The organism is Enterobacter sp. R-25, assembly GCF_049913205.1.
Classification (GTDB): Bacteria; Pseudomonadota; Gammaproteobacteria; order Enterobacterales; family Enterobacteriaceae; genus Enterobacter; species Enterobacter ludwigii.
The window spans coordinates 3,069,521-3,089,325 of record NZ_CP183982.1 but is presented as its reverse complement, the minus strand read 5'-3'; the positions used below and the strand labels follow the sequence as shown (position 1 = coordinate 3,089,325).

Below are 19,805 nucleotides of genomic sequence, written 5' to 3'. Positions count from 1 at the left end.
CGAGGGCTTCCGTCGGGGCTTAACGGAACATCACCTGTGCCCAGCGGGCCAGACCTGCCGTTACGGAGCCAAAGTCATCGCCACCGGCAATCGGAATACCCGGAAGCTGTTCCGCCAGCGCTTTCTTGATAAGCGGTGAACGGGCGCTACCACCGGTCAGGTAAATCACATCCGGCTTCTCTTTGCCATTCTCCAGCGCCAGTTGCACCTGCTCGAGGATCCGCTGCAGCGGCTGGGCGAGTGCCGTTTCCAGCCCTTCCTGCGATATCGCGGTCGCCAGCTCATCACTGATAAAAGGTAATGAGACAGCGTGTTCAGCATGGTCAGAGAGGGCGATTTTGCTCTCTTCAGCGGTACGCACCACGCGATAGCTGAGACGCTGACGCCACACTTTATAGAGCAGGGCGACTTTATCCGCGTCCTGCGCGTCGCGTACCAGATCGTTCAGGAAGCGCCCGTTCGCGGTGCTGTAAAAATCACTCTGCGCCGGAACGTCGTTGATGGCGATGGCGTTCCACCAGGGCAGAATTGGCAGGGCAATGCCTTTTTCGGTTTGTCCGCCCATGCCGAGCAGCGGCATCAGGCTTTTAAATGCCAGAGCAATGTCCAGGTCGTTACCGCCTACGCGGCAGCCGCTGTGGCCCAACAGGCTGGTTTCGCGGTCACGACGCTGATGCCATTGTGGCCCCATCAGCAGTAAAGAGCAGTCGGTGGTGCCCCCGCCGATATCCACAACGAGCACGCGTTGCTCTTGCGTTAATGTGGCTTCAAAATCCAGCCCTGCCGCTACCGGCTCATACTGGAAGACCACGTCACGGAAACCGGCCCGGTGTGCGGCGCGCTCGAGGATCCCCTGCGCTTGCTGGTTAGCCTCTTCACCGCCCAGACCCTGGAAGTTGATCGGGCGACCAATAACGGCCTGCGTGATGGGATCGGGTACCTGGGTCTGCGCCTGGTTGCGGATGTGCAGCATCATGGCGCACACCAGATCTTCGAACATCGCCACCTGCTGTGGTTTTAACCCACTGGCGCCCAGAAACGACTTCGGTGATTTAACGAAGTAAACCTCTTCCGGATCGTCAATGTAATGGCCCAGCGATGAGAGGCCAAACTGCACGCTGGAAGGGGTCACGTCGATATCTTCGTCGCGGTTAAAACTTACCGCCCGGCGCAGCAGCGCCTGGGTTTCCGCCGCGGTAGCGGGCACCTGATGATGACGGAACAGCCATTCGCTGACCGCTTCGCGAGTGGGTGCGCAGAGCATTGATGGCAGCAGCGTGCTCTCTTTTTCCATCTTCAGGAGCTGTGGTTGCCCGTTTTGCATAATGGCAACCGAACAGTTTGCCGTACCGTAGTCAAATCCAATAAACACGATTAATCCCCATGCCAGTGAGAAGGGGCGAGACTTTAGCGAAATGTCTGCCTGGCGACAACAGGAATATGAAAGCAAGGCGAAACAAGGCCTTTCGGTTTATGCTGAGGGGAACAAAAAAGGAGCGATGATGTATACCCTGACCTGGCAACCCCCTTACGACTGGCAATGGATGTTTGGTTTCCTTGGCGCACGTGCGGTAGCGGGCGTAGAGACCGTCACGGACCACTATTACGAGCGCAGTTTCGCCTGTGAGGGGCATCAGGGGATATTTCGCGTTACGCCGGACAGCCAAACCCCTACGCTTACCGTGACGCTCAGCCCGGGCTTGATTCCGGTTGCGCAGACCTGCCTTGAGCGTATCGGGCGACTTTTCGATCTTGGCTGCGATCCTCAGGCGATCCGCTCGACACTGGGGGATCTGGGGGCCGCACGGCCAGGCTTACGGTTGCCGGGGGCGATGGATGCCTGGGAGCAGGGTGTGCGGGCGATACTCGGGCAACTGGTTAGCGTGGCGATGGCGGCAAAGCTGGCTTCCCGCGTTGTCGCCCTGTGCGGGGAGCCGGTTGAAGACGCCCCGGGTTATCTCTGCTTCCCGACCCCGCACGCGCTGGCCGCAGCGGACCCGCTGGCGTTGAAAGCGCTTGGAATGCCGGTAAAACGGGCGGAGTCGATCGTTCATCTGGCTCAGTCTGTGGTGGACGGGACGTTTCCGCTTTTCCCTCCTGCGGATATTGAGGCAGGAATGAAGGCCTTACAGCAGCGGCCAGGAATAGGACGCTGGACGGCAAACTACCTGGCCCTGCGTGGCTGGCAGGCGAAGGACGTTTTTCTGCCGGATGATTATCTGATAAAGCAACGTTTTGCCGGGATGACGCCTGCGCAAATTCGGCGCTACGCCCAGCGCTGGCAGCCCTGGCGTTCGTATGCGTTGCTGCACATCTGGTATACCGATGGCTGGGCGCCATCAGTTGATGGCGAAATAGCTGGTATTAAGCAGTAGATCCAACGGCTGCGGCTCGGCGATGGTGTCGCCGTAAATAAAATCAATGCCGATGCCGGAGAGCGTGTCCATCATGATGGGCTGGTTACACGGACCGGCGATGGTTTTCATGCCCAGGCGCTGGGCGTGCCCCTGAACGATCGTCACCATCATCTCATCCATCAGGTTGCCATAAACATTCGTCACCATTTCCGTATCAAGCATCAGATAATCGGCCATATTGGCGCTGAGGTGGCTAAAGACGTTCATATCGCGTCCCACCTGGCTGAGCACGACGCGGCAGCCAGCATGGCGAAGTTTTTGCAGGCCCTGCTGCAGGTTCTCATCCGGGTTACATACCACGTCGGCAGCGATAACCAGATGCAGCAGACGGCCCGGCATGGGGCTCTTCTCCAGCAGGTCGACAAGTTCATCAACCAGCGTGACGCTTGCTAAACCCGCTTCAGACAGCGGAAGCGCGACCCCCATGCCTTTGTGGGCGACCTGTGCGGCGGAGGTGCGGAAAAACTCGTTGAAGATACGTCTGTCAAGGGCGTGCAACAGTTCAGGCTCCGCAAGTCCGGAGCGGAACGCATGCTCTTCCTGCACTTCGCCCTGGCTGGTCCACAGGCGTAATGAAATCAGCCAGAAGTTGCAGCTTTCCGGTATCCGTGGAGACGCGACGCTGCGGGCAATCATCATCAGATGATTGTCTTTAATCATGTGCCACTGCTCATCAAGCGACATCATGCTGCGCATGCCGTGGTCCCGTTCCTGCTGGGGTTCATAAACCGTGACGACACCGCGTCCGCTGTTTTTCGAGGCGTAACAGGCGATATCCGCCTGTGACATGATTTCTGAAGCCTGATGGTTATTTTCATCAATCAGAGTGATACCCGCGCTGGCGCCGATCCGGTGCAGACGTCCTTCCCACATAAAGTGGTAGTCATTGATGGTGTTTATCAGGCGGCCGGTAATATAACGCGCGCTTTCGATATTGCAGTCCGGGAGCAACAACCCGAATTCGTCCCCGCCGAGACGAGCCAGCACGTCGCTGGAACGGAGCATGGTCAACATTAATGACGAAAGCTCCCGCAGCAGAGCATCACCCGCCGCATGGCCTGCGGTGTCGTTGACGGCTTTAAAACGATCGAGATCGATAAACACCAGCGCATGACGCTGGCGTGTCTCCTGTACGGTGTGTAAGAGCCGTTTGAGGTGATTTTCGAAACTGACCCGGTTTGCGAGGTGGGTGAGGGCATCGTGCGAGGCACTGTAACTGAGCTGACGCAGCATTTTGCGCGATTCCGTCACGTCCTGAATCACGATCACGGAGCCAATGTTCTGCCCGTCCAGCGTACTGAGCGGGGTGATGCTGTAGTGGATATCGTAGTTGCCGCCGGTACGGCAGTTCAGCACCACGTCCTGGTCTATATCGGAACGGGACATATCGCCGCTGTGAATATTCTCCATCAGCGGTCCCTTTTCACCAAAGGTGATGTGCAACACTTTCAGGACAGGCTGCCCGATAGCCTCGGTCTGCAGCCAGCCGCTCATTTTCTCGGCAACCGGGTTCATAAAGGTGACATTCATGTCGATATCGGTACACAACACCGCTTCGCCGATGGAATCGAGGGTAATGTGCAAACGCTCTTTTTCCTGGAACAGCGCTTCGTTGAGTTGCTTCACCTCGGTCATGTCCATGTTGATGCCGAGCAGGCGTTCGACTTCACCCTGTTTGTTCAGTACCCGGTTCGCCAGAGAGCGTATATGGCGCACGCCTTCTTTAACACGAATGCGGAACTCAAGCTTAAACGGCAAACGTGAAATGAGGGAATCCCGGAGCACCTTTTCAGCGTGAGCGCGGTCTTCCGGGAGCATCGTTTCGTGCCAGAGCTGCCAGGTGGGCTTGATGTGCGGCGGGATCTCATACAGCTCAAACATCCGCTTATCCCAGCTGATAATGTCCGGCTCCAGATCCCACTCCCAGATGCCGATACCGCCCGCTTCGTTGGCGAGGGTGATGCGCTCCATCAGGCGTTTATTGACCCACTCGGTCTGCTTCAGGTCGTTAATATCTTCAATCTGGGCGATAAAATAGAGCGGTGAACCGTCGGTGTGGCGCACCACGGAGACGGCAAGCAGGGCCCAGACCACTTCACCATTGCGGGTGTAGTAACGCTTTTCAAGTGTGTAGGTGTTGATGTCGCCGTTGACCAGCTGCTCCAGCTGTTCGAGATCGGTATTCAAATCTTCCGGCCAGGTTAACTGCTGGAAGGTGAGGGCCTGAAGCTCCGTCTGGCTGTATCCCAGGAAGTTACACAGGGCTTTATTGGCCTGAAGCCATTGCCCCTCAATGCTGACCAGCGCCATGCCGATGGCGGAATACTCCATCGCGTTACGAAAACGCGCTTCACTTTCGGTGATATGTTTGCGTTCGGCGCGAAAGGCATACATCACCATGGTCATAATATTGGCCGGCAACAGCATCATCAAAAAGGGCAGCCAGGGCGCGTTTAGCGTTACCTGCAGGTTTTGCGGCGTCATGGATACAGGGTTACGCGTCATGATCAGCGAGACCATCATCACGGTGACCAGAAATACCAAAAACGCCTCCATTCGCGGCAGGCGCACGGCGCTCCACATAAGCAGAACGATAACGCAGGTGAAGGGCCACGGCAGCCAGGTAATCGCCATCCAACTGAGAGCAAGCGTCACGGCCATGGTGGCGAGCGTTTCCAGCAGCAATTTTGGGTTGCGGTGACGCAGCAGATAATGAGGTTTAAACAGTAACCCTAACGGCACCAGCGCCAGCGCGCCAATGGCTTCTGATAACACCCAGACGAGGAAATTACGCAGCGGCTCCGGACCCGGCACCAGAAGATACACCAGCACCCCGCCAACCAGCGGTGGCACCAGCGCACTGCCGATGGACAGACGGATCCAGTCATTCAGATTCTGCAGGGGGTTATACCACGGGAGCAGTTTACGCAGTAACACCGCGCCAATCACGGCTTCAACAACGTTGATAGCGGTATAGGTCGGGTTGATCGACGACCAGGAGAAAAGCATCCACGCGGCCAGGATATTGCCAAACGAGCAGGCCAGGGCGATACCCGGCCACATCTTTCCTGCATGGCGGTAAAAGGCCACCATCATGATGGCGGTAGGGAACCAGAGCGGGGCGAGCAGGGTGCCGAAGCGGGTCAGCTCCAGCGAAAATAAGGTAAAGATAAAGGTGACCAGGCCCAGACAGACAAGTCGCAATAAAGGATGTGGGGTGGTAACCAAAACCCGCTGGTATTGTTTATTCATTACCGCTTTATCCAGAGACGCCATGCCGTCAGGAGAGAAGTCCGGACGAGTGAATTTGATAATTTGGTTTATGCTAGTACAAACAATTTACAATTCATATGGCGACTGCTCATAATTTGACATCATAGACTTATTAAATAGTTACTCGGTAAAAAATCCCCGACAAACGCTGAAAAAACGTGCGTTTAAATTTCACAAAGGGATCGTTTCGTCGCTTTTCACCCTGTCTCGCAGAACCTGCGCTTTCGACTGGTATCATGCCCGCGAAATCCCTATAATTGCCGCGTTTGACGCTCCGGCGTCGTCCTTCCTTAACATCCAGGTTAATCAGGTCGCTAAATTTATGACTGATAAGTCTCATCAGTGCGTCATTATAGGCATCGCCGGCGCATCGGCTTCAGGTAAAAGTCTTATTGCCAGTACGCTTTACCGCGAACTGCGTGAACAAGTTGGTGATGAGCATATCGGCGTCATTCCCGAAGACAGCTATTACAAAGATCAATCCCATCTGTCGATGGAAGAACGCGTAAAAACTAACTATGACCATCCTAATGCGATGGATCACAGCTTACTGTTCCAGCATTTAGAAGCACTTAAAAGCGGCCAGGCAATTGAACTTCCCGTCTATAGTTATGTAGAACATACCCGTACGCAGGAAACGATCCGTATCGAACCGAAGAAGGTCATTATCCTTGAAGGTATTTTGCTTCTGACCGACTCCCGTCTGCGTGAATCAATGAACTTCTCGATTTTCGTCGATACGCCGCTGGATATCTGCCTGATGCGCCGCATTAAGCGTGACGTGAATGAGCGTGGGCGTTCGATGGATTCCGTGATGGCGCAATACCAGAAAACTGTCCGCCCGATGTTCCTGCAATTCATTGAACCATCCAAGCAATACGCCGATATCATCGTGCCTCGCGGCGGTAAAAACCGCATAGCCATTGATATCTTAAAAGCGAAAATCAGCCAGTTTTTTGAATAAGCCGCGCGAATTGTGTACCGTTCAGGGATAACCTGGTTTTGCCCTGAGTCTTTATGGCTTCAGGGTACGATGCATGAAAGGAGAAAGTGCGATGCGTCTTTGTGATCGCGATATTGAAGCCTGGCTGGATGAAGGCCGTCTGTCTATTACACCACGTCCACCTGTGGAACGTATCAATGGTGTGACTGTTGATGTGCGCCTGGGAAATAAATTCCGCACCTTTAGCGGCCATACCGCACCGTTCATCGACCTTAGCGGGCCGAAGGATGAAGTCAGCGCCGCGCTTGATCGCGTGATGAGTGATGAAATCGTTATTGACGAGGGCGAAGCCTTTTATCTGCATCCGGGTGAACTGGCGCTGGCGGTGACCTATGAATCCGTGACGCTGCCTGCGGACCTGGTCGGCTGGCTCGATGGCCGTTCTTCTCTGGCGCGACTGGGGCTGATGGTTCACGTGACCGCGCACCGTATCGATCCAGGCTGGTCGGGCCGTATCGTGCTCGAGTTCTTCAATGCCGGTAAACTGCCTCTGGCACTGCGTCCAGGGATGATGATCGGCGCGCTGAGCTTTGAACCGCTAACCGGTCCGGCAGATCGTCCTTATAACCGCCGTCAGGACGCTAAATATCGCGACCAGCAGGGTGCGGTCGCGAGCCGTATTGATAAAGACTGATCGTTAGTCCACTGAGGATGCTATGAGAAGAGTTCTGACAACGCTGATGATTTTGCTGGTGGTTCTGGTTGCTGGCCTTTCGGCGTTAGTCCTGCTTGTTAACCCTAATGATTTCCGTGCTTACATGGTGCGGCAGGTCGAAGCGCGTAGTGGTTATCAACTGAAGCTTGATGGGCCGCTGCGCTGGCACGTCTGGCCGCAACTCAGCATTCTCTCAGGCCGCATGTCGTTAACCGCGCCGGGTGCCTCCCAGCCGCTGGTCTCTGCCGATAACATGCGTCTTGATGTGGCGTTGATCCCGCTCTTTTCACACCAGTTGCAGGTCGACCAGGTGATGCTGAAAGGGGCGGTGATTCAGCTGACGCCGCAAACTGAAGCCGTGCGTGACTCGGATGCGCCGGTCGCCCCGCGGGAAAATACGCTGCCCGACGAGCCGACGGATACGGGCTGGTCATTTGATATCGCCAAACTGAAAGTCGCCGACAGCGTGCTGGTTTTCCAGCATGAGTCCGACGAGCAGGTAACCGTCCGTAACATCAACCTGAAGATGGAGCAGGACGCCCATCATGTTGCCTCGCTGGAGTTTAGCGGAAGGCTGAACCGCGATCAGCGCGATCTCAATTTGTCGCTGAACGCCAACGTGAATGCCTCAGATTACCCCCATCAGCTCACGGCGGATATTCAGCAACTGAACTGGCAACTGACGGGAGCCGATCTTCCTGCCCAGGGGATCACCGGTCAGGGAACGCTGCAGGCCGTGTGGCGCGAAGAGCAAAAACAGCTTGAGCTGGATAACCTCAATCTGCAGGCGAACGACAGCAGTCTGACAGGGCAGGCGAGCGTCACGCTTGAGGAGAAGCCGAAGTGGGTAATGAATCTGCAGTTTGACAAGCTCAATCTGGAGAACTTACTTCCGCCTCAGCCAGCAGGTGCGACCGACGGTAACGCTGCTCAGAATGGGCAAAGCCAGCCGTCCAAGCCGCGTCCGGTCATCTCCTCGAGTCTTGATCAGCCAGACTATAACGGTCTGCGCGGATTCACGGCCGATATCTTACTGAAAGCTAACAGCCTGCGCTGGCGCGGTATCGATTTTACCGACGTGAGCAGCCAGATGTTTAACCATAACGGTTTGCTGGTGATCTCCGAACTGAGCGGCAAAATGGGTGCCGGACATCTTTCTCTGCCGGGCACGCTGGACGTGCGTAAAGAGACGGCCAGCGCCGAATTCCAGCCGCGTCTCGACAACGTTGAGATTGGTACCATCCTTAAAGCCTTTAATTACCCGATCTCCTTAACGGGCCAATTGACGCTGGCGGGTGACTTCTCGGGGACGAAGATTGATGCTGAGGCTTTCCGCCGCGAATGGCAGGGGCAGGCCCATCTTGATCTGAAAGATTCCCGTATGGAAGGGCTTAACTTCCAGCAGCTGGTGCAGCAGGCGGTGGAGCGCAGCAGTGATGTCAAAGCCCAGGAAAACTACGACAGCGCAACGCGCCTCGACAGCTTTACCACTGACCTGACGCTGGATAACGGGCAGCTCACCCTCGACGGAATGCAGGGAACCTCTTCACTCCTGTCGTTAACCGGTGAAGGTAAGCTGGATCTGGTGAAAGAGACGGCGGATACCCGATTTAACGTGCGGGTACTTTCCGGCTGGCAGGGTGAAAGTAAACTGATCGACTTCCTTAAAGAGACGCCGGTTCCGCTCACTGTCTATGGCAAATGGCAGGCGCTGAATTACAGCCTTCAGGTGGATCAGATCCTGCGCAAACATCTGCAGGACGAAGCGAAACGTCGTCTGAACGACTGGGCGGATCGGAATAAAGATTCACAGTCAGGGAAGGATGTGAAGAAGCTGTTAGATAAGCTTTGATGCCCGAGCGCCCGGTAGCGCACATGCTACCGGGCAAAACAACTCACTAAACCTCATAGTCCAGTTCTTCTTCATCCCGCAGTGGAATGAGCTGTACCTTCTGTACACGGTGGCTCTCAACCTGCAACGTTTTAAGCAGATAGTCGCCCACCTGAACCTCTTCTCCCGGTTGCGGGATACGCTGCAAATATTCCATCAGCAGACCGGCAATAGTGTGATACTCGCGTTTTTCATCCAGCGGTAGCGGCACATATTGCACCAGGTCCTCCAGCGGCATATGGCCGTTCGCCGTCCACGACCCGTCGGCATTTTTCTGGATGTCGTGGCGCGCATCAATCTCATCCACCTCGTTGGGCAAATTACCGGCGATGGTTTCCATGACGTCGCTGAGCGTGACAAGTCCTTCAACGGAACCGAATTCATCCACCACAAAGGCAAAGTGAGTACGCGCGTTACGGAACTGCTCAAGAGCAGAAAGCAGCTGCAGTCCCTCAGGGAAGACCAGCGGCTGGCGTACCAGGGCACGCAGATTGAGTGCTTCACCGTGCAGCTGCTGTTGCAGCAGGTCGATGACGTGCACCACGCCCAGCAACTCCTCTTCCTCTTCGCCGCCGGTGACAACCACGCGGGTGTGCTGGTTTTTATCCAGCAGGGCGCGAATGTGCTCCTCCGGTGCCGTCAGGTCGATATGTTCGATGTCATGCCGTGATGTCATGATGCTGCTGACCGTCCGCTGATTAAGATTGAGCACCCGCTCAATCATCAGTCGCTCCTGCGGATTAAAGATCAGCCCGTCACTGTGATCGGCAAGCATCGCGGCGGATTCCGCATCCAGTTCTGCATCCTCTTTTTTCCCGCTCAGCAGGCGCATGACCGTGTCGGCCGTGCGTTGACGTAACGTCTGATTCGCTGAGAGGAAGCGGCGACGGTTGAATATCGCCAGCTGGTTCAGCGCTTCAATCATTACTGAGAAACCAATGGCGGCATACAGATAGCCTTTCGGAATGTGGAATCCAAACCCGTCTGCCACCAGGCTAAAGCCAATCATCAACAGGAAACTCAGGCAGAGAATAACAATGGTCGGGTGGCTGTTAACGAACCGGGTCAGGGCTTTACTTGCCATCACCATCAGCGTAATGGCAATGATCACTGCGGCCATCATCACGGCCAGGTGGTCAACCATCCCGACGGCGGTGATCACCGAGTCCAGTGAGAAGACGGCGTCCAGCACCACGATTTGCGCCACCACAGGCCAGAATTTTGCCCCGCGTCGCTGGGTCGGGTTTTCACTGTCTTTGCCTTCGAGCCGCTCATTGAGTTCAACCGTCGCTTTAAACAGCAGGAACAAGCCACCGAAGAGCATGATCAGGTCACGGGCGCTGAAGCTCAGGCCGTGAACGGAGAACAGAGGCTGTGTCAGCGTGACCAGCCAGGAGATAGAGGCCAGCAGCAGCAACCGCATCACCATCGCCAAAAGCAGGCCCGTTACGCGAGCGCGGTCACGCTGAGAAGGGGGCAGTTTTTCGGCGAGGATGGCGATAAAGACCAGATTATCAATACCGAGCACCAATTCGATGACAACCAGCGTCACCAGTCCGGCCCAGATTGATGGATCGGCAATCCATTCCATAGTAATAGCAATACCTTCTGTTATATGACGAATGTCACACTTCGATCATGGATAAAGCGGCGGGAAATTGCAATGCCGGGCTGAGATTTCTCTTAATAAGGCCGAACAAAAAGAGAGCAATACGCTGGCGCTGTAAATAAGGTAATTACGTATATTTTATTACGCACAGTACATTTTAGGATATATCGCAATTAATGGTTTTTATTGTTGCTTTGTCAATATAAAGAAAATCCTAAAAGGTCAAAACTTTGCTCTTAATATTAATCTTAAAAACAGTTATTAGGACAGTTGTCTCCTTGCCTGCTATTAGGTTAGCTGCAACAATTCCTCCAGCATCAAATGTTAAATCTCCTTGTTGCTATTATTGTTTCGGTCTTCAGGAATGGTTATTGATTATCCGTCGGGCGTTTTTGCGGCTGATATATTTCCAGAAGACCTTGTTCAAGAGGGTGTCTATCCATAACACATTGTTTAGTCAGTGGATTGGTAACTGAAAGCCAAGGGCGGTAGCGTGCCTGAAAGCGTGTGAATCAGCCTCGATTATTCTGTCAATAGCCAATGGATGAATAAGCTTTTTTTAGGACTGATGCCAGTTATATTTCTATTTGATTAACTGCATGCTGAAACCCAATACGACCCGGCTTATTTTAAATTGCACAGGATAATTACTCTGCCAAAGTGATAAATAATCAATGATGAAATCCAAAATGAAATTGATGCCATTATTGGTGTCTGTGACCTTGATGAGTGGTTGTACGGTCTTTCCCGGCAGCAATATGTCAACAATGGGTAAGGATGTGATCAAGCAGCAGGATGCCGATTTTGATCTCGACAAAATGGTGAATGTTTATCCACTCACGCCACGTCTGGTCGAACAATTACGCCCACGTCCGAATGTTGCTCAGCCGAATATGTCTCTGGATCAGGAGATTGCCTCCTACCAGTACCGCGTGGGGCCGGGTGATGTCATCAACGTCACCGTCTGGGACCACCCTGAACTGACCACACCAGCGGGCCAGTACCGTAGCTCAAGCGACACCGGTAACTGGGTACAGTCAGACGGCACCATGTTCTATCCCTATATTGGCAAGGTACACGTTGCCGGGAAAACGCTCGCCGAAATCCGCAGTGATATTACCGGCCGCTTAGCGCAGTACATCGCCGATCCGCAGGTGGACGTTAATATCGCCGCATTCCGCTCGCAAAAAGCCTATATCTCCGGACAGGTGAATAAATCCGGTCAACAGGCCATCACCAACGTACCGCTGACCGTTCTGGATGCCATTAACGCCGCCGGCGGTTTAACCGACGGTGCCGACTGGCGCAACGTGGTTCTGACGCACAACGGCAAAGAGCAGCGCATTTCGCTGCAGGCGCTGATGCAAAACGGTGACCTGACTCAGAACCGTCTGCTCTATCCGGGCGATATTCTCTACGTACCGCGCAATGACGATCTGAAAGTGTTCGTGATGGGCGAAGTTAAGAAACAGAGCACACTCAAAATGGACTTCAGCGGCATGACCCTGACCGAAGCGCTGGGTAATGCAGAGGGTATTGATCTGACCACCTCCAACGCCACCGGTATCTTCGTGATCCGTCCGCTGAAAGGTGAGGGCAGTGCGAAAGGCAAGATTGCCAACATCTACCAGCTGGATATGTCCGATGCGACGTCTCTGGTGATGGCAACGGAGTTCCGTCTCCAGCCATACGATGTGGTGTATGTCACCACCGCACCGGTTGCCCGCTGGAACCGTCTGATCAACCAGTTGCTGCCAACCATCAGTGGCGTTCGCTACATGACGGATACGGCGCGCGACATTCATACCTGGTAATCCGCGATGTTTAACAAAATTCTGGTGGTATGCGTGGGGAACATTTGCCGTTCCCCCACGGCTGAACGGCTGCTGAAACTCTACCAGCCCGAACTGACCGTTGAATCCGCAGGGCTGGGTGCGCTGGTCGGTAAAGGTGCCGATGAGCGCGCAACGAGCGTGGCCCGCGATCATAACCTTTCGCTCGACGGGCACATCGCCCGTCAGGTCACCGGCCGTATGTGCCGGGAGTATGACCTGATCCTGACGATGGAAAAACGCCATATCCATGCGCTGTGTGATATCGCACCGGAGATGCGCGGCAAGGTGATGCTGTTTGGTCACTGGGACAATGAACGCGAAATCCCCGATCCATATCGCAAAAGCCATGAGGCCTTCGAGGCGGTATACACCTTACTTGACCAGTCTGCCCGTCAGTGGGCGCAGGCACTGAAAGCTCAGCAGGGATAACAATGACAGAAAAAACAAAACCTTCTGCCGCCCCGACTTCGGGCAGTGATGAAATCGATATTGGTCGCCTGGTCGGCACCGTCGTAGAGGCAAAGTGGTGGGTGCTTGGGATCACCGCCGTGTTTGCCGCGGCGGCCGTCGTCTATACGCTGTTTGCGACGCCCATCTACAGTGCCGATGCGCTGGTGCAGATTGAGCAGAATACCGGTAACTCGCTGGTGCAGGACATTGGCTCCGCACTGGCGAACAAACCGCCGGCCTCCGATGCGGAAATTCAGCTGATCCAGTCGCGCCTGGTTCTGGGTAAAACCGTTCACGACCTCGGCCTTGATATCTCCGTCACCAAAAATACCTTCCCGATCTTTGGTGCCGGCTGGGACCGTCTGATGGGACGCAGCAACGACACGGTCAAAGTGACTGATTTTGTGCTGCCAAAAGGAAGCGCGGATCAGACCTTTACCCTGACGGTGTTAGGCCCAAAACAGTACCAGTTGACCAGCGATGCGGGCTTTAGCGCGCGCGGTGAAGTGGGGCAGATGCTGACGAAAGAGGGTGTCAGCATGATGGTCAGCGCGATCCACGCCCAGGAGGGCGGTGAATTTACCGTGACCAAATTCTCCACGCTGGGAATGATTAACAATCTGCAGAACAACCTGACCGTCACTGAAAACGGCAAGGACACCGGTGTCCTGAGCATGACCTTTACCGGTGAAGATAAGGATCAGATCCGCGACATCCTCAACAGCATCACCCGTAACTATCTTGAGCAGAACGTTGAGCGTAAATCGGCTGAAGCGGCGAAAAGCCTGGCATTCCTCGCCAAACAGCTTCCGGAAGTCCGCGCCCGTCTGGATGATGCCGAGAACAAGCTGAACGCCTATCGTCAGGATAAAGACTCTGTCGACCTGCCGCTGGAAGCGAAATCCGTTCTCGACTCGATGGTTAACATTGATGCCCAGCTTAACGAGCTGACCTTCAAAGAGGCGGAGATTTCCAAGCTTTATACCAAGCGTCACCCGGCCTACCGTACGCTGCTGGAGAAACGCCGCACGCTGGAAGAAGAGAAGGCGAAACTCAACGATCGCGTCACTGCGATGCCTAAAACGCAGCAGGAAATCGTACGTCTGACCCGCGATGTGGAATCCGGACAGCAGGTGTACATGCAGCTGCTGAATAAACAGCAGGAGCTGAAAATTACCGAAGCCAGTACCGTTGGTGATGTGCGCATCGTTGACCCGGCCATCACGCAGCCAGGGGTGCTGAAGCCGAAGAAAGCCCTCATCATTCTCGGCAGCATTATTCTGGGTCTTATCCTCTCCATCGTTGGCGTGCTGCTTCGCTCGCTGTTCAACCGTGGAATCGAAAGCCCGCAGGCACTGGAAGAGAGCGGTATCAACGTCTACGCCAGCATCCCGCTGTCGGAGTGGCAAAAATCGCGTGACAGCGTCAAAACCACCAAAGGCGTTAAGCGTTACAAACAAAGCCAGCTGCTGGCCGTGGGTAACCCAACCGATCTGGCCATCGAAGCGATTCGTAGTCTGCGTACCAGTCTGCACTTCGCCATGATGCAGGCCAAAAACAACGTCCTGATGCTGACCGGTGTCAGCCCGTCAATTGGTAAGACCTTTGTCTGTGCCAACCTGGCGGCGGTGGTGAGCCAGACCAATAAACGGGTGCTGCTGATCGACTGTGATATGCGTAAGGGCTATACCCACGAACTGCTGGGTACCAATAACGTCAACGGGCTGTCGGAAATCCTGCTGGGCAAAGGTGAGATTAGCCAGAGTGCAAAACCGACGACGGTGCCGAAGTTTGACCTTATTCCGCGTGGTCAGGTGCCGCCAAATCCATCAGAGCTGCTGATGAGTGAACGTTTTAGCGAGCTGGTGGAGTGGGCGAGCAAAAACTATGACCTGGTGTTGATTGATACCCCACCAATTCTGGCGGTGACCGATGCCGCCATTGTGGGCCGCCATGCCGGCACCACGCTGATGGTGGCGCGTTACGCGGTGAACACGCTGAAGGAAGTGGAAACCAGCCTGAGCCGCTTCGAGCAAAACGGAATTGAAGTGAAAGGGGTGATCCTGAACTCCATCTTCCGTCGTGCGACCGGTTACCAGGACTACGGTTACTACGAGTACGAATACAAGTCTGACAGTCACTAATCGTTAGCTTTCGGGGAAGACCATGACTACACAACGCCCTTTAGTTTCTATTTATATGCCGACATGGAATCGTCAGCAGCTGGCGATCCGCGCAATAAAATCTGTGCTGCGACAGGATTACGATAACTGGGAACTGATCATCGTTGATGACTGTTCTTCCTCATACGAACAGCTGCAAAAGTTTGTGACTGACCTTAACGACCCGCGCGTGGTTTACACGCACAACGAGATTAACTCCGGTGCGTGCGCGGTGCGTAACCAGGCGATTATGCAGGCTAAAGGCCAGTATCTGACCGGCATCGACGACGATGACGAATGGACGCCGAACCGTCTGTCGATCTTCCTGTCGCACAAAGCACAGCTGGTGACGCATGCGTTTTTGTATGCCAACGACTATGTCTGTCAGGGTGAAGTTTACTCGCAGCCTGCCAGCCTGCCGTTGTACCCGAAATCGCCTTACTCACGCCGCCTGTTCTTTAAACGCAACATCATTGGTAATCAGGTCTTTACCTGGGCGTGGCGCTTTAAGGAGTGCCTGTTCGATACCGAGCTGAAGGCTGCGCAAGATTACGACATCTTCCTGCGCATGGTGATGGAGTATGGCGAGCCGTGGAAGGTGGAAGAGGCGACGCAGATCCTGCATATCAATCACGGGGAGATGCAAATCACCTCGTCGCCGAAGAAATTCTCTGGTTACTTCCACTTTTACCGCAAGCACAAGGACAAGTTCGACCGTGCCAGCCGGAAGTATCAGCTGTTTACCCTCTATCAGATCCGCAATAAGCGCATGAACTGGCGCACGCTGCTCACGTTGTTGTCCGTGCGTAACGGCAAGCGTCTGGCTGATGGACTTCGGGGGAAATAATGTTTCTGGAAGATTGCCGCGCTAACAGCTGGAGCCTGCGCCCGTGCTGCATGGTTCTGGCGTACCGCATCGCGCATTTTTGCTCGGTGTGGCGCAAGAAAAATGTTTTAAACAATCTCTGGGCAGCACCGGTGCTGGTGCTGTACCGCATCATTACTGAATGTTTTTTTGGTTATGAAATTCAGGCCGCTGCCACCATTGGTCGCCGTTTTACCATTCATCACGGTTATGCCGTGGTGATCAACAAATTCGTTGTAGCCGGTGATGATTTCACTATTCGCCATGCGGTCACCATCGGTAACCGTGGGCCCGACAGCCTGGCCTGCCCGGTGATTGGCAATAACGTCGAGCTGGGCGCGAACGTGGTCATCATTGGCGACATCACGATTGGTAACAACGTCACGATAGGCGCAGGGAGCGTGGTGCTGGACAGTATTCCGGATAACGCGCTGGTGGTGGGTGAGAAAGCCCGCGTGAAGGTGATCAAATGAACATTCTGCAATTTAACGTCCGTCTCGCAGAGGGCGGGGCGGCCGGTGTGGCGCTGGATCTTCACCAGCGCGCGCTGCAAAAAGGACTTCAGTCTCGTTTTATTTACGGTTATGGCAAAGGCGGTAAGAAAAGCGTCAGCCACGATAACTACCCGCAGGTACATAAGCACACGCCGCGCCTGACTTCCGTGGCCAACATTGCCTTGTTCCGCCTGTTTAACCGCGATCTGTTTGGCAATCTTAATACCCTTTATCGCACCGTGACGCGCTCCCAGGGGCCGGTTGTGCTGCATTTCCACGTGCTTCACAGCTACTGGCTGAATCTGGAAGAGGTGGTGGCGTTTTGCCAGAAGGTGCAGGCCCACAAACCGGATACCCGCTTCGTCTGGACGCTGCACGATCACTGGAGCGTGACCGGTCGCTGCGCCTTTACCGACGGGTGTGAAGGCTGGAAAAGCAACTGCCAGAAGTGCCCGACGCTGAGCAACTATCCGCCGGTGAAAGTGGATCGTGCCCATCAGCTGGTGGCCGGAAAGCGCCAGCTGTTCCGCGACATGCTCTCGCTCGGCTGTACGTTTATCTCTCCAAGCCAGCACGTGGCCGATGCCTTTAACAGTCTGTATGGGGCAGGGCGCTGTCAGATCATCAATAACGGTATCGACGTGGCGACGGAAGCGATTCTGGCCGAACTTACCCCGGTTGCAGAAACCCCGGGTAAACCAAAAATCGCTATCGTTGCGCATGACCTGCGTTACGACGGCAAAACCAATCAGCAGCTGGTGCGCGACATGATGGCGCTGGGTGACAAGATTGAACTGCACACCTTCGGCAAGTTCTCGCCGTTCGAAGGGGCTAACGTGGTGAATCACGGGTTTGAAACCGACAAGCGCAAACTGATGAGCGCCCTCAATGGGATGGATGCGCTGGTATTCAGTTCGCGCGTGGATAACTACCCGCTGATCCTGTGCGAAGCGCTCTCCATCGGTGTGCCGGTGATTGCCACCCACAGCGATGCGGCACGTGAAGTGCTGGAAAAATCGGGCGGGACCACGTTTGCGGAGCATGAGGTGCTGCCTCTGGTGCAACTGCCGAAGGCGCAGATCGCGCAGGCCGTTTTTGGTACCGACCTGGAATCGTTCCGCAACCGCAGCCGCAAGGCCTACAGTGGACAACAGATGCTGGAGGAATATGTCTCGTTCTATCAGAGTCTGTAGTTATCTGCTGCTGCCGCTGATTTACCTGCTGGTCAACGTCAAAATTGCCCAGCTTGGCGAAAGCTTCCCGATAACCATAGTGACCTTCTTGCCCGTTCTGCTTCTGCTGTATGTCGACAAAATCAACCTCAAGAAGCTGATGATGGCCTTAGGGCTGGGCGTGGGTCTGACGCTATTTAACTACATCTTTGGTCAGTCTCTGGATGCCAGTAAATACGTCACCTCCACCATGCTGTTTGTTTATATCGTCATTATTATTGGCATGGTCTGGAGTATTCGTTTCAAGGTTATTTCGCCACACAATTATCGGAAAATCCTTAGGTTCTTTTATATTGCCGTTGCGTTAATTGTTATGCTTGCTGCACTGGAAATGGCGCAAATTATTTTGACCGGTGGCAGTAGCCTGATGGAGATAATTTCGAAATATCTCATTTACAGTAACAGCTATGTATTGAACTTCATCAAGTTTGGCGGAAAGCGTACGACAGCCCTCTATTTTGAACCGGCGTTTTTTGCTCTGGCACTAATCTCAATTTGGCTCAGCATCAAACAGTTTGGTATCAAAACCCCTAAGACCGATGCTATGATTCTTGCAGGAATTGTTCTGTCAGGATCGTTCTCGGGGGTAATGACATTTATCCTGTTTTACCTGCTGGAGTGGGCGTTCCAGTACCTGAACAAAGATGCGATTAAGAAAAAACTGCCGCTGGCGATTATCTCTCTGACAGTATTTATGGTTGGCGTGATATTTGCCTTCCCATACATCTCAGAACGCCTGGGAGATTTGGGAACCGAAGGCTCGTCATCCTATTATCGTATCATTGGTCCACTGGTGATGGTGGGTTATTCCTTAACCCATATCGATGGTGTAGTAAGATTCGGCTCACTTTACGAATATGTTGCATCATTCGGAATCTTTAACGGTGCGGATGTCGGTAAAACCATAGACAATGGCCTGTATCTGTTAATTATCTATTTTTCGTGGTTCGCCGTACTGTTGACACTGTGGTATCTGTTTAAAGTTTTCAAAATGATGATTAACGCGTTTGGTGATAACCAGAACTTTCGCGTGCAGCTTTATCTGTTTACACCGGTGTCGTTGTTTTTTACCGGGTCAATATTTAGCCCGGAATATGCTTTCTTGATTGTCTGTCCGTTTATTCTGCGCAAAGCGCTTAATATTACGAACGTATGACGAAATGAGGTGATTTATGTTTCTTAGCGTCATTACTGTCGCTTTTCGTAATTACGAAGGGGTGGTAAAAACCTGGCGCTCGCTGCGCAACCTGGCGCGCGATCCAAGCCTCACCTTTGAGTGGATTGTGGTCGATGGCGGCTCGAACGATGGTACGGCGGAGTTTCTGGAAAAACTCAACGGTGAGTTCAACTTACGTTTCATCAGCGAGAAAGATAAAGGCATCTACGATGCGATGAATAAAGGCATCGACATGGCGCAAGGCCGTTATGCCATCTTCCTGAATTCCGGTGACGTATTCCATGAGGATGTGGCATTATTTGCCCGTCAGCTGGCGCGCCAGAAAGAGGATGCGATGTACATTGGCGACGCGCTGCTCGATTTTGGCGATGGCCATAAAGTTTGCCGCAGTGCGAAACCTGGCTGGTATATCTACCACAGTTTGCCTGCCAGCCATCAGGCCATTTTCTTCCCGGTAAAAGGTCTGAAAAAACAGCCTTACGATCTGCAGTATAAAGTTTCTTCAGATTATGCGCTGACTGCCAGTCTGTATAAATCAGGTTACCCGTTCCGTCGAATTAAAGGGCTGGTATCTGAATTTTCAATGGGCGGCGTGTCAACGTCTAATAATCTGGAACTGTGCCAGGATGCCAGAAATGTGCAGCGTAAAATATTAGGCGTGCCGGGGTTCTGGGCGGAATTATCTTATTTATTACGTCTGCGTACCACCGGTAAAACGAAAACCTTATATAACAAAGCCTGA

15 protein-coding genes are annotated in these 19,805 nt (G+C 53.8%); 12 read left to right on the top strand and 3 right to left on the bottom strand.

What is annotated here, in order from left to right; translation table 11 throughout:
• Positions 1-19 precede the first annotated feature (19 nt).
• Complete coding sequence (gene yegD, locus ACN9MQ_RS14805) at positions 20-1,372, bottom strand: molecular chaperone (RefSeq protein WP_047355750.1); 1,353 nt, start codon at positions 1,370-1,372, stop codon at positions 20-22.
• A gap of 130 nt (positions 1,373-1,502) precedes the next feature.
• Here yegD and alkA point away from each other — a divergent pair, with 130 nt between their 5' ends.
• Positions 1,503-2,375: a DNA-3-methyladenine glycosylase 2 gene (gene alkA / locus ACN9MQ_RS14800; protein ID WP_426021399.1), complete on the top strand. Its 873-nt coding sequence runs from the start codon at positions 1,503-1,505 to the stop codon at positions 2,373-2,375.
• On the opposite strand, the gene ACN9MQ_RS14795 is transcribed toward alkA, so the two are convergent.
• Positions 2,340-5,669, bottom strand: coding sequence for a diguanylate cyclase (locus ACN9MQ_RS14795; RefSeq protein WP_426021390.1), 3,330 nt, complete (start codon positions 5,667-5,669; stop codon positions 2,340-2,342). The two genes, alkA and ACN9MQ_RS14795, sit on opposite strands and share 36 nt — an antisense overlap.
• Before the next feature lie 343 nt (positions 5,670-6,012).
• Here ACN9MQ_RS14795 and udk point away from each other — a divergent pair, with 343 nt between their 5' ends.
• The 3 genes from udk to asmA all read left to right on the top strand — a co-directional run bounded on the left by udk (position 6,013) and on the right by asmA (position 9,200).
• On the top strand, positions 6,013-6,654 hold the full coding sequence (gene udk / locus ACN9MQ_RS14790) for a uridine kinase (RefSeq protein WP_020883256.1): 642 nt from the start codon (positions 6,013-6,015) through the stop codon (positions 6,652-6,654).
• Between the two features lie 91 nt (positions 6,655-6,745).
• Positions 6,746-7,327 carry a dCTP deaminase gene (dcd, locus tag ACN9MQ_RS14785; RefSeq protein WP_020883257.1) on the top strand — a complete coding sequence of 194 codons (582 nt, stop codon included), beginning with the start codon at positions 6,746-6,748 and terminating at the stop codon, positions 7,325-7,327.
• Positions 7,328-7,349: 22 nt separating this feature from the next.
• Positions 7,350-9,200 (top strand): outer membrane assembly protein AsmA, encoded by a 1,851-nt coding sequence (gene asmA / locus ACN9MQ_RS14780; RefSeq protein WP_014170831.1) that lies wholly within the window; start codon positions 7,350-7,352, stop codon positions 9,198-9,200.
• Between the two features lie 46 nt (positions 9,201-9,246).
• Here asmA and ACN9MQ_RS14775 read toward each other — a convergent pair whose 3' ends face one another.
• Positions 9,247-10,830, bottom strand: a complete 1,584-nt coding sequence (locus ACN9MQ_RS14775) for a TerC family protein (protein WP_020883259.1) — start codon at positions 10,828-10,830, stop codon at positions 9,247-9,249.
• A gap of 692 nt (positions 10,831-11,522) precedes the next feature.
• Between ACN9MQ_RS14775 and ACN9MQ_RS14770 the strand changes: the two genes are divergently transcribed.
• The 8 genes from ACN9MQ_RS14770 to wcaE are packed head-to-tail and all read left to right on the top strand — an operon-like array spanning position 11,523 to position 19,805.
• Positions 11,523-12,662, top strand: coding sequence for a polysaccharide export protein (locus tag ACN9MQ_RS14770; protein WP_014170829.1), 1,140 nt, complete (start codon positions 11,523-11,525; stop codon positions 12,660-12,662).
• A gap of 6 nt (positions 12,663-12,668) precedes the next feature.
• A complete protein-coding gene (gene wzb, locus ACN9MQ_RS14765) occupies positions 12,669-13,112 on the top strand; it encodes a low molecular weight protein-tyrosine-phosphatase Wzb (RefSeq protein ID WP_014170828.1) in 444 nt (147 codons plus the stop codon).
• A 2-nt stretch (positions 13,113-13,114) separates the two neighbouring features.
• On the top strand, positions 13,115-15,277 hold the full coding sequence (wzc, locus tag ACN9MQ_RS14760) for a tyrosine-protein kinase Wzc (protein ID WP_032680628.1): 2,163 nt from the start codon (positions 13,115-13,117) through the stop codon (positions 15,275-15,277).
• Positions 15,278-15,299: 22 nt separating this feature from the next.
• A complete protein-coding gene (gene wcaA, locus ACN9MQ_RS14755) occupies positions 15,300-16,142 on the top strand; it encodes a colanic acid biosynthesis glycosyltransferase WcaA (RefSeq protein WP_032680629.1) in 843 nt (280 codons plus the stop codon).
• The gene (gene wcaB / locus ACN9MQ_RS14750) at positions 16,142-16,633 is read left to right on the top strand and encodes a colanic acid biosynthesis acetyltransferase WcaB (RefSeq protein ID WP_014170825.1); all 492 of its coding nucleotides are present in this window, start codon (positions 16,142-16,144) and stop codon (positions 16,631-16,633) included. Before wcaA ends, wcaB begins: the two co-directional genes overlap by 1 nt.
• Positions 16,630-17,847: a colanic acid biosynthesis glycosyltransferase WcaC gene (gene wcaC, locus ACN9MQ_RS14745; protein WP_014170823.1), complete on the top strand. Its 1,218-nt coding sequence runs from the start codon at positions 16,630-16,632 to the stop codon at positions 17,845-17,847. The genes wcaB and wcaC overlap by 4 nt, the downstream gene beginning before the upstream one ends.
• Entirely contained in the window at positions 17,822-19,042 is a 1,221-nt protein-coding gene (gene wcaD, locus ACN9MQ_RS14740) for a colanic acid polymerase WcaD (protein WP_020883262.1), read from the top strand. The genes wcaC and wcaD overlap by 26 nt, the downstream gene beginning before the upstream one ends.
• Before the next feature lie 16 nt (positions 19,043-19,058).
• Complete coding sequence (gene wcaE, locus ACN9MQ_RS14735) at positions 19,059-19,805, top strand: colanic acid biosynthesis glycosyltransferase WcaE (RefSeq protein WP_014170821.1); 747 nt, start codon at positions 19,059-19,061, stop codon at positions 19,803-19,805.

Bases quoted from the DNA above. Each gene is read 5' to 3' on its own strand.
- wcaE (WP_014170821.1), top strand. From the start codon at position 19,059: ATGTTTCTTAGCGTCATTACTGTCGCTTTTCGTAATTACGAAGGGGTG.
- ACN9MQ_RS14770 (WP_014170829.1), top strand. From the start codon at position 11,523: ATGATGAAATCCAAAATGAAATTGATGCCATTATTGGTGTCTGTGACC.
- dcd (WP_020883257.1), top strand. From the start codon at position 6,746: ATGCGTCTTTGTGATCGCGATATTGAAGCCTGGCTGGATGAAGGCCGT.
- udk (WP_020883256.1), top strand. From the start codon at position 6,013: ATGACTGATAAGTCTCATCAGTGCGTCATTATAGGCATCGCCGGCGCA.
- alkA (WP_426021399.1), top strand. From the start codon at position 1,503: ATGTATACCCTGACCTGGCAACCCCCTTACGACTGGCAATGGATGTTT.
- wcaD (WP_020883262.1), top strand. From the start codon at position 17,822: ATGTCTCGTTCTATCAGAGTCTGTAGTTATCTGCTGCTGCCGCTGATT.
- ACN9MQ_RS14775 (WP_020883259.1), bottom strand. From the start codon at position 10,830: ATGGAATGGATTGCCGATCCATCAATCTGGGCCGGACTGGTGACGCTG.
- wcaC (WP_014170823.1), top strand. From the start codon at position 16,630: ATGAACATTCTGCAATTTAACGTCCGTCTCGCAGAGGGCGGGGCGGCC.
- wzc (WP_032680628.1), top strand. From the start codon at position 13,115: ATGACAGAAAAAACAAAACCTTCTGCCGCCCCGACTTCGGGCAGTGAT.
- ACN9MQ_RS14795 (WP_426021390.1), bottom strand. From the start codon at position 5,669: ATGAATAAACAATACCAGCGGGTTTTGGTTACCACCCCACATCCTTTA.
- wcaA (WP_032680629.1), top strand. From the start codon at position 15,300: ATGACTACACAACGCCCTTTAGTTTCTATTTATATGCCGACATGGAAT.
- wcaB (WP_014170825.1), top strand. From the start codon at position 16,142: ATGTTTCTGGAAGATTGCCGCGCTAACAGCTGGAGCCTGCGCCCGTGC.
- asmA (WP_014170831.1), top strand. From the start codon at position 7,350: ATGAGAAGAGTTCTGACAACGCTGATGATTTTGCTGGTGGTTCTGGTT.
- wzb (WP_014170828.1), top strand. From the start codon at position 12,669: ATGTTTAACAAAATTCTGGTGGTATGCGTGGGGAACATTTGCCGTTCC.